At 36.8% G+C, this 14,639-nt stretch carries 17 protein-coding genes, 1 pseudogene and 1 riboswitch; of the genes and pseudogenes, 17 read left to right on the top strand and 1 reads right to left on the bottom strand.

What is annotated here, in order from left to right; translation table 11 throughout:
* Window positions 1–106: 106 nt before the first annotated feature.
* The 9 genes and pseudogenes from ACFQIC_RS19750 to ACFQIC_RS19710 all read left to right on the top strand — a co-directional run bounded on the left by ACFQIC_RS19750 (window position 107) and on the right by ACFQIC_RS19710 (window position 6,116).
* Window positions 107–328, top strand: a complete 222-nt coding sequence (locus ACFQIC_RS19750; protein WP_204708372.1) for a hypothetical protein — start codon at window positions 107–109, stop codon at window positions 326–328.
* A 287-nt stretch (window positions 329–615) separates the two neighbouring features.
* Window positions 616–821 (top strand): annotated as a pseudogene (locus ACFQIC_RS19745) (XtrA/YqaO family protein).
* Window positions 818–1,354, top strand: coding sequence for a hypothetical protein (locus tag ACFQIC_RS19740; protein ID WP_204708373.1), 537 nt, complete (start codon window positions 818–820; stop codon window positions 1,352–1,354). The pseudogene ACFQIC_RS19745 and the gene ACFQIC_RS19740 overlap by 4 nt, the downstream one beginning before the upstream one ends.
* A gap of 89 nt (window positions 1,355–1,443) precedes the next feature.
* Window positions 1,444–1,614, top strand: a complete 171-nt coding sequence (locus ACFQIC_RS19735; RefSeq protein WP_204708374.1) for a hypothetical protein — start codon at window positions 1,444–1,446, stop codon at window positions 1,612–1,614.
* 794 nt (window positions 1,615–2,408) lie between these two features.
* Window positions 2,409–2,924: a tyrosine-type recombinase/integrase gene (locus ACFQIC_RS19730; protein WP_390217740.1), complete on the top strand. Its 516-nt coding sequence runs from the start codon at window positions 2,409–2,411 to the stop codon at window positions 2,922–2,924.
* Window positions 2,925–3,192: 268 nt separating this feature from the next.
* Window positions 3,193–4,461, top strand: coding sequence for a hypothetical protein (locus tag ACFQIC_RS19725; protein WP_204708375.1), 1,269 nt, complete (start codon window positions 3,193–3,195; stop codon window positions 4,459–4,461).
* On the top strand, window positions 4,448–4,729 hold the full coding sequence (locus tag ACFQIC_RS19720; RefSeq protein WP_390217738.1) for a hypothetical protein: 282 nt from the start codon (window positions 4,448–4,450) through the stop codon (window positions 4,727–4,729). The genes ACFQIC_RS19725 and ACFQIC_RS19720 overlap by 14 nt, the downstream gene beginning before the upstream one ends.
* The gene (locus ACFQIC_RS19715) at window positions 4,726–5,517 is read left to right on the top strand and encodes a hypothetical protein (protein ID WP_204708377.1); all 792 of its coding nucleotides are present in this window, start codon (window positions 4,726–4,728) and stop codon (window positions 5,515–5,517) included. The genes ACFQIC_RS19720 and ACFQIC_RS19715 overlap by 4 nt, the downstream gene beginning before the upstream one ends.
* Window positions 5,518–5,705: 188 nt before the next feature.
* The gene (locus ACFQIC_RS19710; RefSeq protein WP_204708378.1) at window positions 5,706–6,116 is read left to right on the top strand and encodes a hypothetical protein; all 411 of its coding nucleotides are present in this window, start codon (window positions 5,706–5,708) and stop codon (window positions 6,114–6,116) included.
* Window positions 6,117–6,156: 40 nt separating this feature from the next.
* On the opposite strand, the gene ACFQIC_RS19705 is transcribed toward ACFQIC_RS19710, so the two are convergent.
* A complete protein-coding gene (locus ACFQIC_RS19705) occupies window positions 6,157–6,372 on the bottom strand; it encodes a hypothetical protein (protein WP_204708379.1) in 216 nt (71 codons plus the stop codon).
* A gap of 114 nt (window positions 6,373–6,486) precedes the next feature.
* Here ACFQIC_RS19705 and ACFQIC_RS19700 point away from each other — a divergent pair, with 114 nt between their 5' ends.
* From ACFQIC_RS19700 to ACFQIC_RS19665, 8 genes are all read left to right on the top strand, one after another.
* A complete protein-coding gene (locus ACFQIC_RS19700) occupies window positions 6,487–6,615 on the top strand; it encodes a hypothetical protein (protein ID WP_390217736.1) in 129 nt (42 codons plus the stop codon).
* Window positions 6,616–6,855: 240 nt separating this feature from the next.
* Window positions 6,856–6,993 (top strand): hypothetical protein, encoded by a 138-nt coding sequence (locus tag ACFQIC_RS19695; protein ID WP_204708380.1) that lies wholly within the window; start codon window positions 6,856–6,858, stop codon window positions 6,991–6,993.
* Between the two features lie 175 nt (window positions 6,994–7,168).
* Complete coding sequence (locus ACFQIC_RS19690) at window positions 7,169–7,786, top strand: hypothetical protein (protein ID WP_204708381.1); 618 nt, start codon at window positions 7,169–7,171, stop codon at window positions 7,784–7,786.
* A gap of 565 nt (window positions 7,787–8,351) precedes the next feature.
* Complete coding sequence (locus ACFQIC_RS19685) at window positions 8,352–9,167, top strand: sulfite exporter TauE/SafE family protein (protein WP_204708382.1); 816 nt, start codon at window positions 8,352–8,354, stop codon at window positions 9,165–9,167.
* Window positions 9,168–9,178: 11 nt separating this feature from the next.
* Window positions 9,179–10,570: a bifunctional metallophosphatase/5'-nucleotidase gene (locus ACFQIC_RS19680; RefSeq protein WP_204708383.1), complete on the top strand. Its 1,392-nt coding sequence runs from the start codon at window positions 9,179–9,181 to the stop codon at window positions 10,568–10,570.
* A 122-nt stretch (window positions 10,571–10,692) separates the two neighbouring features.
* Complete coding sequence (locus tag ACFQIC_RS19675) at window positions 10,693–11,778, top strand: HD-GYP domain-containing protein (RefSeq protein ID WP_204708384.1); 1,086 nt, start codon at window positions 10,693–10,695, stop codon at window positions 11,776–11,778.
* Between the two features lie 51 nt (window positions 11,779–11,829).
* The gene (gene yunB / locus ACFQIC_RS19670) at window positions 11,830–12,618 is read left to right on the top strand and encodes a sporulation protein YunB (RefSeq protein WP_204708385.1); all 789 of its coding nucleotides are present in this window, start codon (window positions 11,830–11,832) and stop codon (window positions 12,616–12,618) included.
* A 54-nt stretch (window positions 12,619–12,672) separates the two neighbouring features.
* Window positions 12,673–12,854: riboswitch (Lysine riboswitch) on the top strand.
* 191 nt (window positions 12,855–13,045) lie between these two features.
* Window positions 13,046–14,605: a Na+/H+ antiporter NhaC family protein gene (locus ACFQIC_RS19665; RefSeq protein WP_204708386.1), complete on the top strand. Its 1,560-nt coding sequence runs from the start codon at window positions 13,046–13,048 to the stop codon at window positions 14,603–14,605.
* Window positions 14,606–14,639 lie beyond the last annotated feature (34 nt).

Here is a 14,639-nt window from a genome sequence, read left to right as displayed (position 1 = left end):
CTTAGCAATATTATAGAATTATTTCCCATAAAATTCAAAAAATAGAGGGGTGTTAATTACCATTACGTCACGAATATGAAGGAGGCGCCAAATGGAATAGTTAGTTATGTTTGATGATGAACCAATCGAAATACCGAAAACTGTCCTTTCTCCAATTGAGGTGTACCAAGAAATAGATTCAGCTAAGTATGTTGGCAATCAGAAGTTATTTGCTAAGTATGTGAAGGATATCCAAAGGCAACATGGTTGTTCTTGGTTTGAAGCAAGGAAGAAGTTTTTTGAGATCAAGACAAATAAAAAGACCGAAGCCGAAGCTCCGGTAACGTGAGATGAATGATAACTATTAAGGGCTATCCAGCGCAAAGGGGAATCTTATAGCTCTGCGACTATTATATGGGAACTTTTTAGGAAGTATTCAAACTATTTGAAGGGTTTATTGGACAAACTTGATTGGAGGAATAGAACTAGCTGCGGGGAGATGTAGCAAGTATGGAAAACAGCTAGTCCTGTTTATTATTATGTGCTATCGATAACAGCTTCAAACATAAAAAAAGGCCAAGAGCAAGGCTCTCGACTAATTTCCCTAACACTATTTTAACATAGGGGTACTACTCAATGCGATTGAATCAAGTACAGACTGAAATTGATAATGGAAAACTTAGATTAGAAATGGATCTACCAGAAGGTGATTCCCCGTTCTGTGTCGTATATTGTAACGGAAAGGCAAAATTAACCCTTTACCTGAGCATGGAGAGACAAAGGTGATAACTCACCAGGGGAAGGTGAAGAGGGTTAAGTTTGATGAGGGGGAAGAGTTTTGAATCTGCTAACGAGAATTATAATAGATGAACCCGTCCAATTAGAAAAGTGCGAGGGGTTTTGGAAGTGTATATCGCCAGCTAATTACCTTACTGTTGTAATGACTTTTTTTGCAATCGCTATTCCGGTGATTACAACAATCGTTATTGAGAGGGGAAAAGCAAATAATGAGAAAACGAGAAGAATAGAAGAGGAGAGAAAACCTTTAAGTAGGCAACTATTGTTGAATAAACATCACATTGAAAATATTTTAAAGAACTTTGAGAGCATAGAAGAGAAAGAATCAAGCGAGGATCATGTGAGGTTTATTAAAGAAACGAATAGGGAATATTTAGGTGAAATCGAAAAGGTGCTATTGGATAGTGAGATAATAAGAGTTGATGAAATAGAGAGAATGCGGCTCTTTCGCGGATCACTAAAATCAGCTAATACCTTTCTTCTCCTGAATCACTATAATGACAAAGAGTATTTCAAGTCTGTAAGGGATAGTAAGGTTTGTTGGGAAAGAATTAAATGTGACTATAAAATAAGTTGATGTTCTACCAGCTAACTGGAGGACACAGATTGAGAGCAATACGCTCTTGGTTTGTGTCCTTTTTTTATTACCTATAAGGAGTGCATTCAATGATCGGCATTTTGATTTATATTGTGATCGGTGTAACTTTATGTGCAATCAAGGACGAGCCCGACCATGAAGATCAAGAGAGTGAAACGTTTTATATGTTCTTCTTAATCGCCTTGGTGTTTCTTTGGCCATTGTATCTCCTATGGAAGTTGGTGAAACGAAATGGCTAGACATCAGCATTACCGTATGCAGTGGAAAGTATCTAAAGATAGAAAAGACAAGCGTTCAGGAGTCAGACACAGTAGCGCAAAGTAAATACATGAAGAGTTTGATGGAAGGGGCGAGGTTTAAAGATGAATGAAAAAATGTTAAGTTTTTTGCTACCGAATATCGATCAGAAGAAAACCAAAAGTAGCTGTAAGAAGATAACTTATTAAAGTATAAAGCCTACATTCTGCTAGATACAAACGTTCGTACACCTAAAGTTACCTCAACCATTCAAGACACACCTGCATCTCCTAACAATCAGTTCCATTCATCAACGGAAGTACTGCTGTAGAAAACCTAGATGAAGAAAGAAAGAGAATCAACCATATGAAGTGGATTGAAAACGCGGTTAAACGCTTTCGGTTTATAAATTAGGGGTAAATTGGACTTAATCCTCCACTTTGACAGGAAAAAACAATGTGACTTTGGGATAGTGTTTTTCCAAAAAGTTCATTATTAATAGAAAAGAACTTTTCAGTGGCCTCGCTTAATCATAACGGGGGGGCCTGATGGGCTGGACATAATTCACGCTTCCACCTCCTTACTTTTAAAGACTTCGATATTAAGGAAGTAGGCTAAGGCTAAGAAGGCTCTTGCCTTCAATCGGTATATATCCAAGGTCCCTGTAGATAATGTAGTCAGGCTCCTCTTTATCCTCCATATAACTCTTTTCAATAATGCGACGCTCTTTCTTTGACAAAGTTGGGATGGAATTTTTAGGGGGTTGCTTTTCTTAAAATTAACCGGACTTTTTTCAGTGGCCTCGATTAAGCAGGTGAAGGATTATCTTGTGAATAAGAACCCCAGAGATTACATGTTATTTGTTCTTGGTATTAATACAGGACTAAGAATATCCAACATCCTAAGTTTGCAGGTGAAAGATGTTACAGGTATTCATATTAATTTAAAGGAACAAAAGACAAGAAAGTTTAAAAAATTACGGATCACACCCCAATTAAGGCGCGAAATTAAGTGGTTTGTCGAGAGTAAGGATCCGGAAGAATACTTGATTAAGAGTAGAAAAGGTGTTAATCAACCCATTGGACGGAGCATGGCTTATAAGATTCTTCGTAATGTTGCAGATCATTTTGGCTTACAGGAAATAGGTACACATACATTAAGGAAAACATTTGGTTATCATTTCTATCACCAGACAAAGAAGACTGCCATGCTTCAAGAATTATTTAATCATAGTTCTGAAAAAATAGCGCTTATCTATATAGGTATTAACCAGGATACAATGGATAAAGCCATGACGAAGTTTAAAGTATAATGTGTTATAAGCAGGAAAAAAGTAATACGAATAGAAAGAGTAAAAAAGGCACTATGTGCTAATATACTTTTTGTTTTTATGAAGAAACCATATTTTACAGGTTGTCGCATTCAAATGATAGTATTGGCTGAGAGTAGAGGCTCCAATGCTTTCAGCCTTTTGCCGAATGATACACAATATAAGATATGGGTAATTAATCTTTATAAAGGAGTCCGTTTGGGTTAGAATGGTAGAAAATAGAACGGTGTAATATTCTGGAGGGATTTTCATGAATTGGGATAATATATATAAAATGCTAGAGAAATATACCCAATACAAACATTATCAAGTGCTTTTTGAAAATATAGGATTACAAAAAAGAGCTTCAAGGGAAGATATGTTAAAAGAGCTACACCAAGAAGTAGCTCAGGGGGATTTGTTTGGTACATTAATGCCGCCCGAAAAGCTAGAAGAATGGTTAGCACTACACCAAATAGATGGCAATAATCACACATTTGTGTACCATCTAGAGTACCACCTCACTCCAAGAATAATACAAGAGTTGTATTCAACAAGAAACGAGCTAACAGAACTTAAGTTATGGGATGTTGATCCTGACAATGATTCAGAAGAACTGCCAGAAGTGATGCCTGAGTTGGATGATATTAAGTTAACCGGTATTCATAGAAATGATGAAAAAAGAACCCATACTTTTTCATTTGTGGCTCCTTGTATAATTACTGGGTCAAGGGAGGATGGGGCTAGTAGGTTATATAAAAAGATGTTCTTTGCCCATTGTGTATTTTTGGATGGTTCAAAAGACTTCAAAGTAATTTTTAACCCCACTAGTAACCTACATAATGTTAATGGTGTTAGAAAAGAAAAAAAACATGACTGGAGCCCAATTGCGAATATGATTTTTGAAAAAGTCAAAACATACATAGGGAACGTGCAAATTAAATCGCCCATTTGGATTCCACAAGCCCTGTATGAATTCGCTGAAGATGCTACAAATCACAAGAATGAAGAAATAAATAGTGAAGCATTTAAAGCAGAGAAAAAGATAGAAGGGTTCTCTGAAAAATTACTGAAAGAAGCAAATATTGATACAGATAAAGAGCCTGCTCTCCTTACTAGGTTAATACAAGATATCCAACTATCATTTGAAGCTCAACTTCTGGAGGTCCATGGGTCTAATGATAATGAAGAAGAGTTTTCTGTGTTTCAACAACGCTCTGATGGCTTAACTCACGTGATTAGTGTAGAATCAACACAAGAAGGACTTGTTGGATCAGCTGCTCAAGCTGCAAAGAGATCACGTCAAGATGGTGATATCGATATGCTTGGTGTTAATTACAAGAGTAATGGTCGGATGTACAAATTCTTAGTAGAAAGTGGTATTGATGCATACCTAATCAGAGGGACAAATACCTTTATTGAAGAGGAGGTAGTTACAATTGTTGTCTCTAGACTTAACAAATATAGAGGACAAATACAAGCTAAGACAGAATACTATTCAGGGAATGGAGAAGACGCTTCTTTCATTGAGGCCGAATGATGTATTGACAAAAGTACAAATGGCTAGAGTGATTAAGTCTGACTTAGAATTTGCTGAGAATATACTTATTGATCTCTTCAAAGAAAAGAAACTCCAAGTCTTAATAAGAGTTGATTGCAACAATGATGACTACTCTCATCCAATTTGGTTTAATTCCCTTGAAGAGTATTATTTCAGTAATAAAGATTCTTTGTGTGAAGAATGTGGTTGTAGTTACGATTGGAGAAATGCCAGAATTGGCTTCAAAAGAGGAATATACAAGCTATGAGTAGAATCAGTATAGAGTCATTAACAGAAATGCAAAAACTGCTTGATAACTTGGACGATCAGGAACATGATAACCTTTTCTGGAAACCTTTAAATGATGATGATTCTATTAAGGAATTTGATGAACATATTAGACTAATTAAGGAAAGTAAATCATGGGACAGAAAATACAACCATAAAAAAGGAGGGGTTTTAGAGGATTTCGCAATGTTTCTATTTAAGAGATTCCCTAGCCCTACCGTAGATAAGAATAAAAGACCAGGAGATAATGAAACAGATATTGAAAGTACTCTCAGTGACAAGCATAGGTATCCTCCATTTATTAACGATAAAATGGGGACTAAATTTGTATGCGAATGCAAAAATAAGAAAACTACAGCAATTGATGTGACAATGGTTGCAAAACTTTCCGAAATCCTTCCTACAAGAGGGTCCAACTTCGGAATATTCATTTCCATTATAGGTATGGGCGGTCACGGTTGGCGTTATGGTGAAGGAAAAAGAAAAAAAATCATGTATAGTGAACAACGTCCAATAATCTCAATTACTGTAAAAGAGTTGGAAAAGCTTCGAGAAGGAGCAAACTTTTACACAATGATAAAGCAAAAGTATGATTATTTGATCGATGAAGTTGAAGACGAGACCGGAGATATTCCACCAGCGGATCATGATGAATATACGAAAAGGTTAAACGAAGTTGTGTCTCATTTAAGAAAGTGTGAGTTAATTAACGAAGAAGAATTTGGACAAATTAATACAAGAATAACTAATAAATACGGTAATGAATAGATAGTAAATGGCGGCAGAAAGATGGCAGAACATTTTGCTATAGTGGTGTTATTCTATTAATATAGGAAATTTACATAGTCATCCAGTCACTAGAGTTATGTTAGTGGTTGGGTGACTTTCTTATTACCCTTTAGAGATAGGGGTCTTTTTTGATGTTAATGACCATACTTTTAAGAGGGGTGATAACCATGTGCTTATACGGTAATTACAAACGTGTGAAAGTAATTAGCCAACAGAGTAATACTGAAGTAACTGTAGATGCTTGTATTGCAGATGAAATTCAATCGTTGAATGATAGAGGTGTTGTTACGCTTGGGTGTTGTTGTGGTCATGGTAAAGCCGGTAGCATTGTTGAATACGAGAATGGATACGGTAACTGGAAGGCACACACTGACCCGCCAATGGCGTTACTAGAACATCAAAGTGTTGACTTAGCTAGAGAACTGGAATACACTCCCTTTCCTTATTTCTATTCTGATGGAGCAAATACAGGTGTATGGCAAATGCAGCTTAAGACGGGGAGTGTGACTTCAGAACAATGTGAAGAATGGCATAGGATGAATAATATTCCTTTTAAAGAAAACCAAGGTCTCATTTAAAAAGAAGAGGAGCTGTAACTCCTCTTCAACAATTAACCAGTTAGTATTTAGAATTACCAATACAGTGTGCACAATTGTCAAACCCTTCTCTCTTGGCTTGACTATGTGAGTCAGGAATAAATGTTTTAACATGATCAGTCTTAATCTTATCAATCTGACAAGAAACCTTTTCGTCATCTAGATCATGGACTTCATTACTATTGGTATTTCCAATATAGCGATTACCTTTAAATGGTGATTGATATCTCCTAGACATAGTTACACCTCCTTTACTCCTGTATTCGACACAAATATTGGTATCCCTTTATTTTTTAGGAAGGCTTTTTTCCTATACTGTCGAATGAATTAGCATAGAAGGGAGTAGATAGATATGGGAGAAAAGAATAGCATGGAAAGGTTAGGAGAAGGTATGCAACAAGCAGGTAACAACATGATGGGGTGTGGGTGCTTACTTACTCTACTGATTACGATACCTATAATTATAATAATATTCTTATGACATTCCGAATAGGGGTGTCTTTTTTGTGCGAAAGGAGAGTGTTGATCATGCCGGACAAGTCTAAGATAAAGGATGGACTTAGATACAAGCATCCTATCTAGAAAGTAGAGCTATCGCTAAACATACAGAAGCGTTGGCTAATGTACTGGATGGTATCGATGGGGAAACCTGTCCTGAATGCGGTGGGGAGGCAGAGACTTGTACCTTGAGCTGGGGAGATAGCGGAAGAAACCTTGCATTGTGGAACGTGTGGGTATTTCCGTCGTCATGAATAACAACGAAGCCTTTGCTGAAACCGCAAGCCCAGCAGCTGTTCCCGCTAATGCTGTTAACGATGCAATTAAAGGGAGAATTATCGACGCTTTTGAGCGAGTTTAGGGTATGTACTTGTGCAAATGTCCCATTATTCATTGACCTATTAGCCGGAGTGGGTGAAGCGGTATAAAGGCGCTCAATTGAGTTCCTAATATTTTATTTTTATTGAAAAATCTTGAAACGTAACCGATACTTGTATGTAAAGGTGGTAATAGGAATATAAATAAGGAGTGGTGATTTGAAGAAGTTATTGCTGTTCGGGTCTTTTCTATTAATGATGGCAGCGTGTTCCAGTGAGACAGGTGCTAGTGAAGACGGGTCATATATTGATGTACGTGAGCGATCAGATTACTTTATGTTTAGTGATGAAACCTTTGAAGATTTAGATAACGATCATCTACCCGATGAAGTTACGGTTGATGAAGATGGAGCTTCAAACGGAAGTCCGGCAAAACTAGGGGATACGGTTATTATTAAGCGATATCAAGGTCAAGAATTAGGCGTTTCGGCATACGGTTTAGAAAGAGGTAATAAGGCGGAAGAAGCCATGAAAGATGATGACATTTATGTAGAGCCAGACGAAGGCAAGGAATATTTACTAATCAAAACGAAAAGCACAGCTTACGATGCAGGATCAGAACCTCTTCAAGACTTTGGGGGTATCTTTAACCTGACAGATGGTGAAAAAGAATTTGATGTTGCAGGTTATATTGACTTGGACGACAAGGTAGAAACCCTAAGAACGGGAGATAGCCAGGAACATGTTTTAGTTTATGAAGTTGATAAAGACACGTCCCAACTGTTTGCCGTATATGATTCGTTGGATAATGGAGAAGTATGGTTCTCCTTAAATTAAAACAGCTATCCTTCAAGGACGGCTGCTTGTTTTTACGCTATTATACTTATCAATGAAAGTCTTCTGGTTTTTCCTTAACACATATAATAGGAAGAAACTCATCATCGGCACGTGCCGATATTGTGCCGATAGAGAAATAAACTATACGATAAAGTATGAAATTGAGTATTATTAAAAACGCTTTAAACGTACAAAAACATTACAAAATACGCAATTTCACAAACCTTAGTTAATTAAATTCGAGATGGAAGGTTCAATCGGATAATCTTATTAAATATAATCCGTACAGATTGAGTCTAACGGGTTTCGGTTTAATAGTACAAAACATTAATAACAAAGTTTTTAGCAGTCCAATTCGCATTTAAATTGGACTGCTTTTTTGTTGATATTTAGTAAGAGAGCAAAGGTTCCCGTCCAATCAACAAATCTCATTTCAGACAATACATTTCTTGATATCAATATCAGCCTGTATGTTTTTTATTCTTCAAATTGAGGGCGGGTTTTGTTTTCGTCATAGAAAACGTGATACTATAATATTATCTCTAATATAGATAGAAGGCTGATTATGTTAATAGTTCTTTCCATACTTATTGGATTTATAGCCGCTTTTATTGGAAGTGTAGCTGGTTTAGGTGGCGGTGTGATTTTAGTGCCAGTGTTACTCTTCTTAGGAGATCGCCTGGATGCTTTTCATTGGGTAACCCCACAATCAATAGTAGGTATCTCATTAGTCGTCATGATTTTCACTGGACTATCTTCTACGCTTTCATATTTAAAACATAAACGTGTAGACTTAAAAGTAGGATTCATTTTAATGATGGGCAGTATTCCTGGAGGGATACTGGGGTCCTGGCTTAATCAATTTTTTAAAACAGATGGATTTGCCTTACTCTTTGGAATTTTTATGGTCACTGTTTCTCTCATGTTTTTCTTACCAAGGAATCCTTCGAATGAGAAGGATAGGACGGGAGGAATTCGAAGAGAAAAAGTAATAGATGGACAAACATTTCATTATCACTTACCGCTTTTTATTAGTATAGGTTTTGGCTTGGGAGTAGGTGTGCTTTCTGGATTGTTAGGGATCGGTGGTGGATCATTAATTGTTCCTGCTTTGATCCTTTTATTTAATTTTCCTCCACACATTGCTACCGCAACTTCTATGTTCATGATATTTTTTGCAAGTATTACTAGTTCGGCCACCCATATTTATTTGGGACATGTGGATTGGGGTAATACTTTATTATTTATCCCCGGGGCATATGTTGGAGGAATGCTAGGAGCTGTAGTAAATCGAAAGCTCAACAGCCATGCTATAGAATGGTTCCTTAGAATTTTACTTATATTAATTGGAGTACGTTTGATTTGGGAAGGAATCGGATGAGGAGAATGAGAATGAAAGAAAAAATTTTTCTTTATTATACTAGTGACTTGCATAGCCATTTTGAAAATTGGCCGCAAATTGTAGGTTATTTTAATAAACGGAAAGAAAAGCATAAATTAAATAAAGAAACTTACTGGTTGTTAGATAACGGTGACCATGCGGATCGTTTCCATCCGATAACGGAAGGATTAATGGGAAAAGGAAATGTGGAATTATTAAATAAAGCAGGCTACTCTTTTGCTAATTTGGGTAATAATGAAGGGATAACTTTATCTCACGATGATTTGTTTCATTTATACGATGATGCAAAGTTCGATGTAGTTTGTGCAAACCTCAGCTCTTTAAAGGAGCCTCAACCTAAGTGGTTACAGCCTTATCAAATTAAAACGACACCACAAGGAACTAAAATAGCTGTGATGGGTTTAACGGCACCTTTTGAAACTTTTTATCGTATGTTAGGTTGGCAGATTGATTCGCCTATTGATACTTTGGATCATTACTATGAGGAGATAAAGCAGCAAGTAGATATTTTTGTTTTGCTTTCTCATTTGGGTATCTATGATGATGAAGAGATCGCAAAAAACTATCCAGCAATAGATATTATAATTGGTGGTCATACCCACCATTTATTTCAAAATGGTGAAAAATATGGAGACTCTGTATTAACAGCAGTTGGCAAACACGGAACTCATTTAGGAGAAGTATATTTAGAGTGGGATCATTCCAAACGTTGTCTAAGCAAAAGAGAGGCGTATGCTGTTTCTACAGAAAATATGAGGAAAAATGAGATTGTCACCGAAGAATTAGAGTCTATGAGAGAGCAGGCTGTAGAACATCTTAAAGAAACAGTGACAATTCTAGATGAACCCTTGAAAATAGCTTGGTTTAAAGAAACTACATTAATGAGTAGGTTAACAAATGGACTAAAAGAGTGGGCGAACGCTGATATAGGTATGCTTAATGCTGGAGTATTACTGGATCATTTAAATCAAGGTGAAGTCACTTATGAAGATATTCATCGAATTTGCCCTCATCCAATGAATCCATGTAAGGTTGAAATAACGGGTGATGAGCTGCTAGAAATTATTCGAGTGGGTCATACGAAGAAGCTAACTGAAATTCGCTTAAAAGGATTAGGTTTCCGGGGTGAAGTAATTGGTAAAATGATCTTTAGTGGACTGGAAATTGAAACTGTAATAGGGGAGGATGATGAAGAACGTGTTCGAACAGTTTCTTTTAACGGATCCCCCATCCAGCGAGACTTGACCTATTCCTTAGCTACTGCTGATACATTTACATTCGGAAGATTATTTCCAGAAATTGCGTATGCTAAAAAGAAGGTTTATTATATGCCAGAGCTGTTACGAGATGTGCTAGCGAAGGCTTTACTTGAAAAAAATTGAAAAATTGCATGGAATTTCTACAATTGCTATAATTAGATTTAAAAGCTGCCTAAGGCAGCTTTTATTATGAGTCATAATATATAATGTAGTGTGAAATAATTCTTACTGGAAAAGAGGTTTTTATGAAAGTCGTATATACAGCTCATTTACAACAAGGAGATACACTTGGAAAATCTATTTATAATGAGAATGGAAAAGTTCTTTTACGACAGGGAGTTACTTTTACTAAAAGTTTGATAAGAAGGTTGTTCGATTATCAAATTACATATGTTTATGTAGATGACCCTTTAACTTCAGATATTCAAGTCAACTATCCTATTAATGAAGAAACCCGTTCCAAGGCAATACATACGATTAAAAGATCTTTTCTTGATTTGCAAAAAAGTAATAATAATGATCAGAAAATATTATTTGAAAGAATATCCTTGGAAATGAATCAAACAGTAAGCACGATTGTGTCGGAGTTAAGAGGTAATCATGATACGATGTCGCTTTTATCAGATATCTTTGTATATGATGATTATGTTTTTACACATTCTCTAAATGTAGCAATGTACGCCATTGCTTTAGCTAATGAATTGGATTTACCGAATCGTAAAGTAGAAGAAATAGGTTTAGGCGCCATTCTTCATGATATTGGAAAAATGACGATTCCACGGAATATTTTATTAAAAACATCATCACTAACAGCTGAAGAGTTCACTTTAATCAAAACTCATGCTGAAGCTGGATTTCAACTATTGCGTTCTGTTTCTTCTGTTCCGCTCGTTGCGGCTCACTGTGCTTATCAACATCATGAGCGTTTAGACGGCTCAGGATACCCAAGAGGAATTACAGAGAAAGATATTCATTTGTATGGAAAGATTTTAGCGATCGCTGATGTCTTTGATGCAGTAACGAGTAACAGATCGTATAGGAGCGCCATGTTACCACATGAAGGGCTAGAAGTGCTATATTCTGGAGCAGGTACCCTATTCGATAGAAATATGGTAGCTGCATTCAGAAAGTGTGTGACCGTCTATCCTAATGGATTAGGAGTAGAACTTAGTGATGGTCGTAAAGGAATTGTATCAGCACAAAATGAAAATTTAAGTGATCGGCCTATCGTGAGAATCGATCATTATCAGTCGCAGGATACTCAAGAGGTTGATTTGTCAAAAGAGTTATCCTTAACCATAACAGACTGTCTCACAACTTCTGTAACTTAGTAAATAAACCCCTTTTACTTATCATATAGATAGGTCAGGAGGGGTTGTTTAATGGGGAAAAATAAAACGAGTCCACCACCTTCAGTTGCTAAAAGAATATTATTAACATTTGTATTTTTTCTTGTTGTTACAAGTCTTTGTTTATGGTTAATTGATAGAGGTATTACTCCGGCATTAGAAGGAATAGCAGAAACGAAAGCACAACAATTGGCAAGAGATGCTATTAATGAAGCAGTTAATAAACAAATATCAGAAGATCTAAATTTTGAAGACTTAGTAAGAATTGAAAAAGATAATGATGGTGATATTGTGTATATGGGGTGGAATTCAGTAGTTGTAAACAGAGCCCTTAGAAATACAACTTACAGAGTACAAAATTTTTTAAGACGTATGGAACTAGGTGAATTACCAATGGAAGATACCACCTTAGACCCAGAGATTAATCCGAATATGTCGAGAGAAGAACTAGGAGAGGAACCAGCAACATTGCTTGAGGTACCGATTGGTTTAGCGACAAATAATACGATTCTTGCTAACCTAGGGCCAAAGGTTCCCGTCCAGTTAAGAGTTATTGGTGATGTTCAATCACAATTTAAAAATGAGATAACAGAATATGGTATCAACTCAGCCCACTTTCAATTATCTCTTACTTTTGAGGTGAATTTGCGAGTAGTTATTCCGTTTTCCACAGAAACCACGACTGTAGTTAACGATATTCTCATAGATGCTTCCGTCATCCCTGGAGAAGTACCGGAATTCTACAACGGAGATGGAGGAGGAGAAGTCGAAGGGGGAAATAAGTCAACACCATTCTCAATTCCAATGACCCCCTTGCAATAAAAGAAATCACCTGTTAGAATGTGTAAGAATTTAATATGCGTGACCTTATCAGATCGGTGAGGTAGAGGTGCAGGCTTCATGAGTACCCAGTGGGAGTGTGACAACTAGGATCACTGGAGAAAGGGGATTCCCTGCCGAAGAAGATAGGAGTTGTCACTTCTTATCTTCTGGTATATGTCTGAAAAAGAAATATACTGTCATGCATGCTTTTGGGTGCATGGGGCGCTACTGATCGAAATGGAGGATAATCAAATTGCTACAAAGCAATGGTAGGTTATTTTCTATCATTGCTTTTTTGTATGCTTTTAACTATATAAGTCTAGCTCCGGCGCGTGTTCAGGCGCTTCGCTTTTCTAAATCCCTCATTTTCTTAAAGTAGATTCCACACCCCGTTATCATCATTAGATTTACGGAGGGGAACCACATTATGGAAGGAACTATTTTTTCACTAATTCCAGCATTATTGATGTTGATTCTTGTTATTGTTACAAGGAAAGTAATTTTGTCCCTAGGCATAGGGATTATTGTTGGTGCATTTATGCTAACAGGATTTAATATCGTGGAAGGTTTAGAACTAATTTGGATGAATTTTTATTCGATCTTTATTAGTGATGGAGTTTTTAACACAGGAAATCTATATTTGCTGACTTTCTTGCTTTTGTTAGGAGTGACGACCGCTTTTATGACAGCTTCAGGAGGCAGTCGTGCTTTTGGTAAGTGGGCTGTAGATAAAATCCAAACTCGCCGAGGGGCAAAGCTTGTTCCAGCATTATTAGGTATTATTATTTTTATTGACGACTATTTTAATGCTTTAGCTGTCGGCCAAGTTTCAAGACCAGTAACCGACCGCCATAAGATTTCTCGTGCTAAACTGGCTTATTATATAGACTCAACCTCAGCGCCGATCACTGTAATCTCACCCATTTCGAGTTGGGGTGCTTATATTATTGGGGTAATCGGAAGTATTTTAGCTGCTAATGAAATTGCAAATTATCAGGCGCTAGAAGCATTTGTTAGAATGATCCCTGCAAATTTTTATGTTTTCGCGGCTTTGTTCCTAGTCTTTTTAACGATCTTTATGAAACTTGATATAGGTTCTATGCGCCATCATGAACAAAGGGCAATGGACAGTGGAGAACTAATTGATCCTAAGAAAGGCGATGTTCCAGGCGATTTAAATGATCAATTTCAAGAACATAATCGAGGTCATATCTATCACCTAGTACTTCCAATAGTTGCACTCATCATAGGAACGGTATTCTCGATGGTTGTAACAGGAATTAGAAACACAGAAGGCGTTGTTGGCATTCTAAGTATTTTTGAAAATACTAATGTGAATATCTCGCTGTTTATTGGTGGACTTGTTTCCGTATTATTAGCAGCGGCTATGTATATTAAACAATCAGCTCCAAAATCAGGAATGGGACATGTGACATTTGAAGGTATAAAAGCGATGCTCCCTGCCATTTACATTTTGATTTTTGCGTGGATGATAGGGGATGTTATTGGTCAATTGGGAACTGGGGAATACTTGGCAGAGCTTGTTAACCAGTCATCGATTAGTTCAGCTTACTTGCCATTTCTCCTCTTTATTGTTTCTGGATTTATGGCACTCTCTACAGGTACATCATGGGGAACATTTGGTATTATGCTGCCAATTGCAGGAGAGATTGCCGCCGTTACCGATGTAACACTTGTGTTGCCAGCATTATCCGCGGTACTAGCAGGTTCTGTTTTTGGTGATCATTGCTCACCAATTTCAGATACAACCATATTATCCTCTACTGGAGCTGGAGCAAATCACATCGATCACGTGCTTACACAGTTACCTTATGCAATGATTGCAGCTTTAGCGGCATCTGTAGGTTACTTGATATTAGGCTTTACTGGTCAAGTAATTATGCCACTTATAGTTACTTTAGTAGTTGTCATTATAATAGGTATATTGATTCACTTTTCGAATCGATCGAAACAACTTAATGAGTAAAAATGATGAACAAAGAAGTGCATCAAATGTACTT

Origin of the sequence: Halobacillus seohaensis (assembly GCF_042663045.1) — a bacterium.
Lineage (GTDB): Bacteria > Bacillota > Bacilli > Bacillales > Halobacillaceae > Halobacillus_A > Halobacillus_A seohaensis.
The sequence above is the reverse complement of the archived record's forward strand: the minus strand, read 5'-3'. Positions and strand labels throughout refer to the sequence as shown.

What these genes read in the sequence shown, in the direction of transcription:
- ACFQIC_RS19665 (WP_204708386.1), top strand. Translation starts at nt 13,046, where the DNA reads ATGGAAGGAACTATTTTTTCACTAATTCCAGCATTATTGATGTTGATT.
- ACFQIC_RS19735 (WP_204708374.1), top strand. Translation starts at nt 1,444, where the DNA reads ATGATCGGCATTTTGATTTATATTGTGATCGGTGTAACTTTATGTGCA.
- ACFQIC_RS19680 (WP_204708383.1), top strand. Translation starts at nt 9,179, where the DNA reads ATGAAAGAAAAAATTTTTCTTTATTATACTAGTGACTTGCATAGCCAT.
- ACFQIC_RS19685 (WP_204708382.1), top strand. Translation starts at nt 8,352, where the DNA reads ATGTTAATAGTTCTTTCCATACTTATTGGATTTATAGCCGCTTTTATT.
- ACFQIC_RS19750 (WP_204708372.1), top strand. Translation starts at nt 107, where the DNA reads ATGTTTGATGATGAACCAATCGAAATACCGAAAACTGTCCTTTCTCCA.
- ACFQIC_RS19710 (WP_204708378.1), top strand. Translation starts at nt 5,706, where the DNA reads ATGTGCTTATACGGTAATTACAAACGTGTGAAAGTAATTAGCCAACAG.
- yunB (WP_204708385.1), top strand. Translation starts at nt 11,830, where the DNA reads ATGGGGAAAAATAAAACGAGTCCACCACCTTCAGTTGCTAAAAGAATA.
- ACFQIC_RS19675 (WP_204708384.1), top strand. Translation starts at nt 10,693, where the DNA reads ATGAAAGTCGTATATACAGCTCATTTACAACAAGGAGATACACTTGGA.
- ACFQIC_RS19705 (WP_204708379.1), bottom strand. Translation starts at nt 6,372, where the DNA reads ATGTCTAGGAGATATCAATCACCATTTAAAGGTAATCGCTATATTGGA.
- ACFQIC_RS19700 (WP_390217736.1), top strand. Translation starts at nt 6,487, where the DNA reads ATGGGAGAAAAGAATAGCATGGAAAGGTTAGGAGAAGGTATGCAACAA.
- ACFQIC_RS19725 (WP_204708375.1), top strand. Translation starts at nt 3,193, where the DNA reads ATGAATTGGGATAATATATATAAAATGCTAGAGAAATATACCCAATAC.
- ACFQIC_RS19715 (WP_204708377.1), top strand. Translation starts at nt 4,726, where the DNA reads ATGAGTAGAATCAGTATAGAGTCATTAACAGAAATGCAAAAACTGCTT.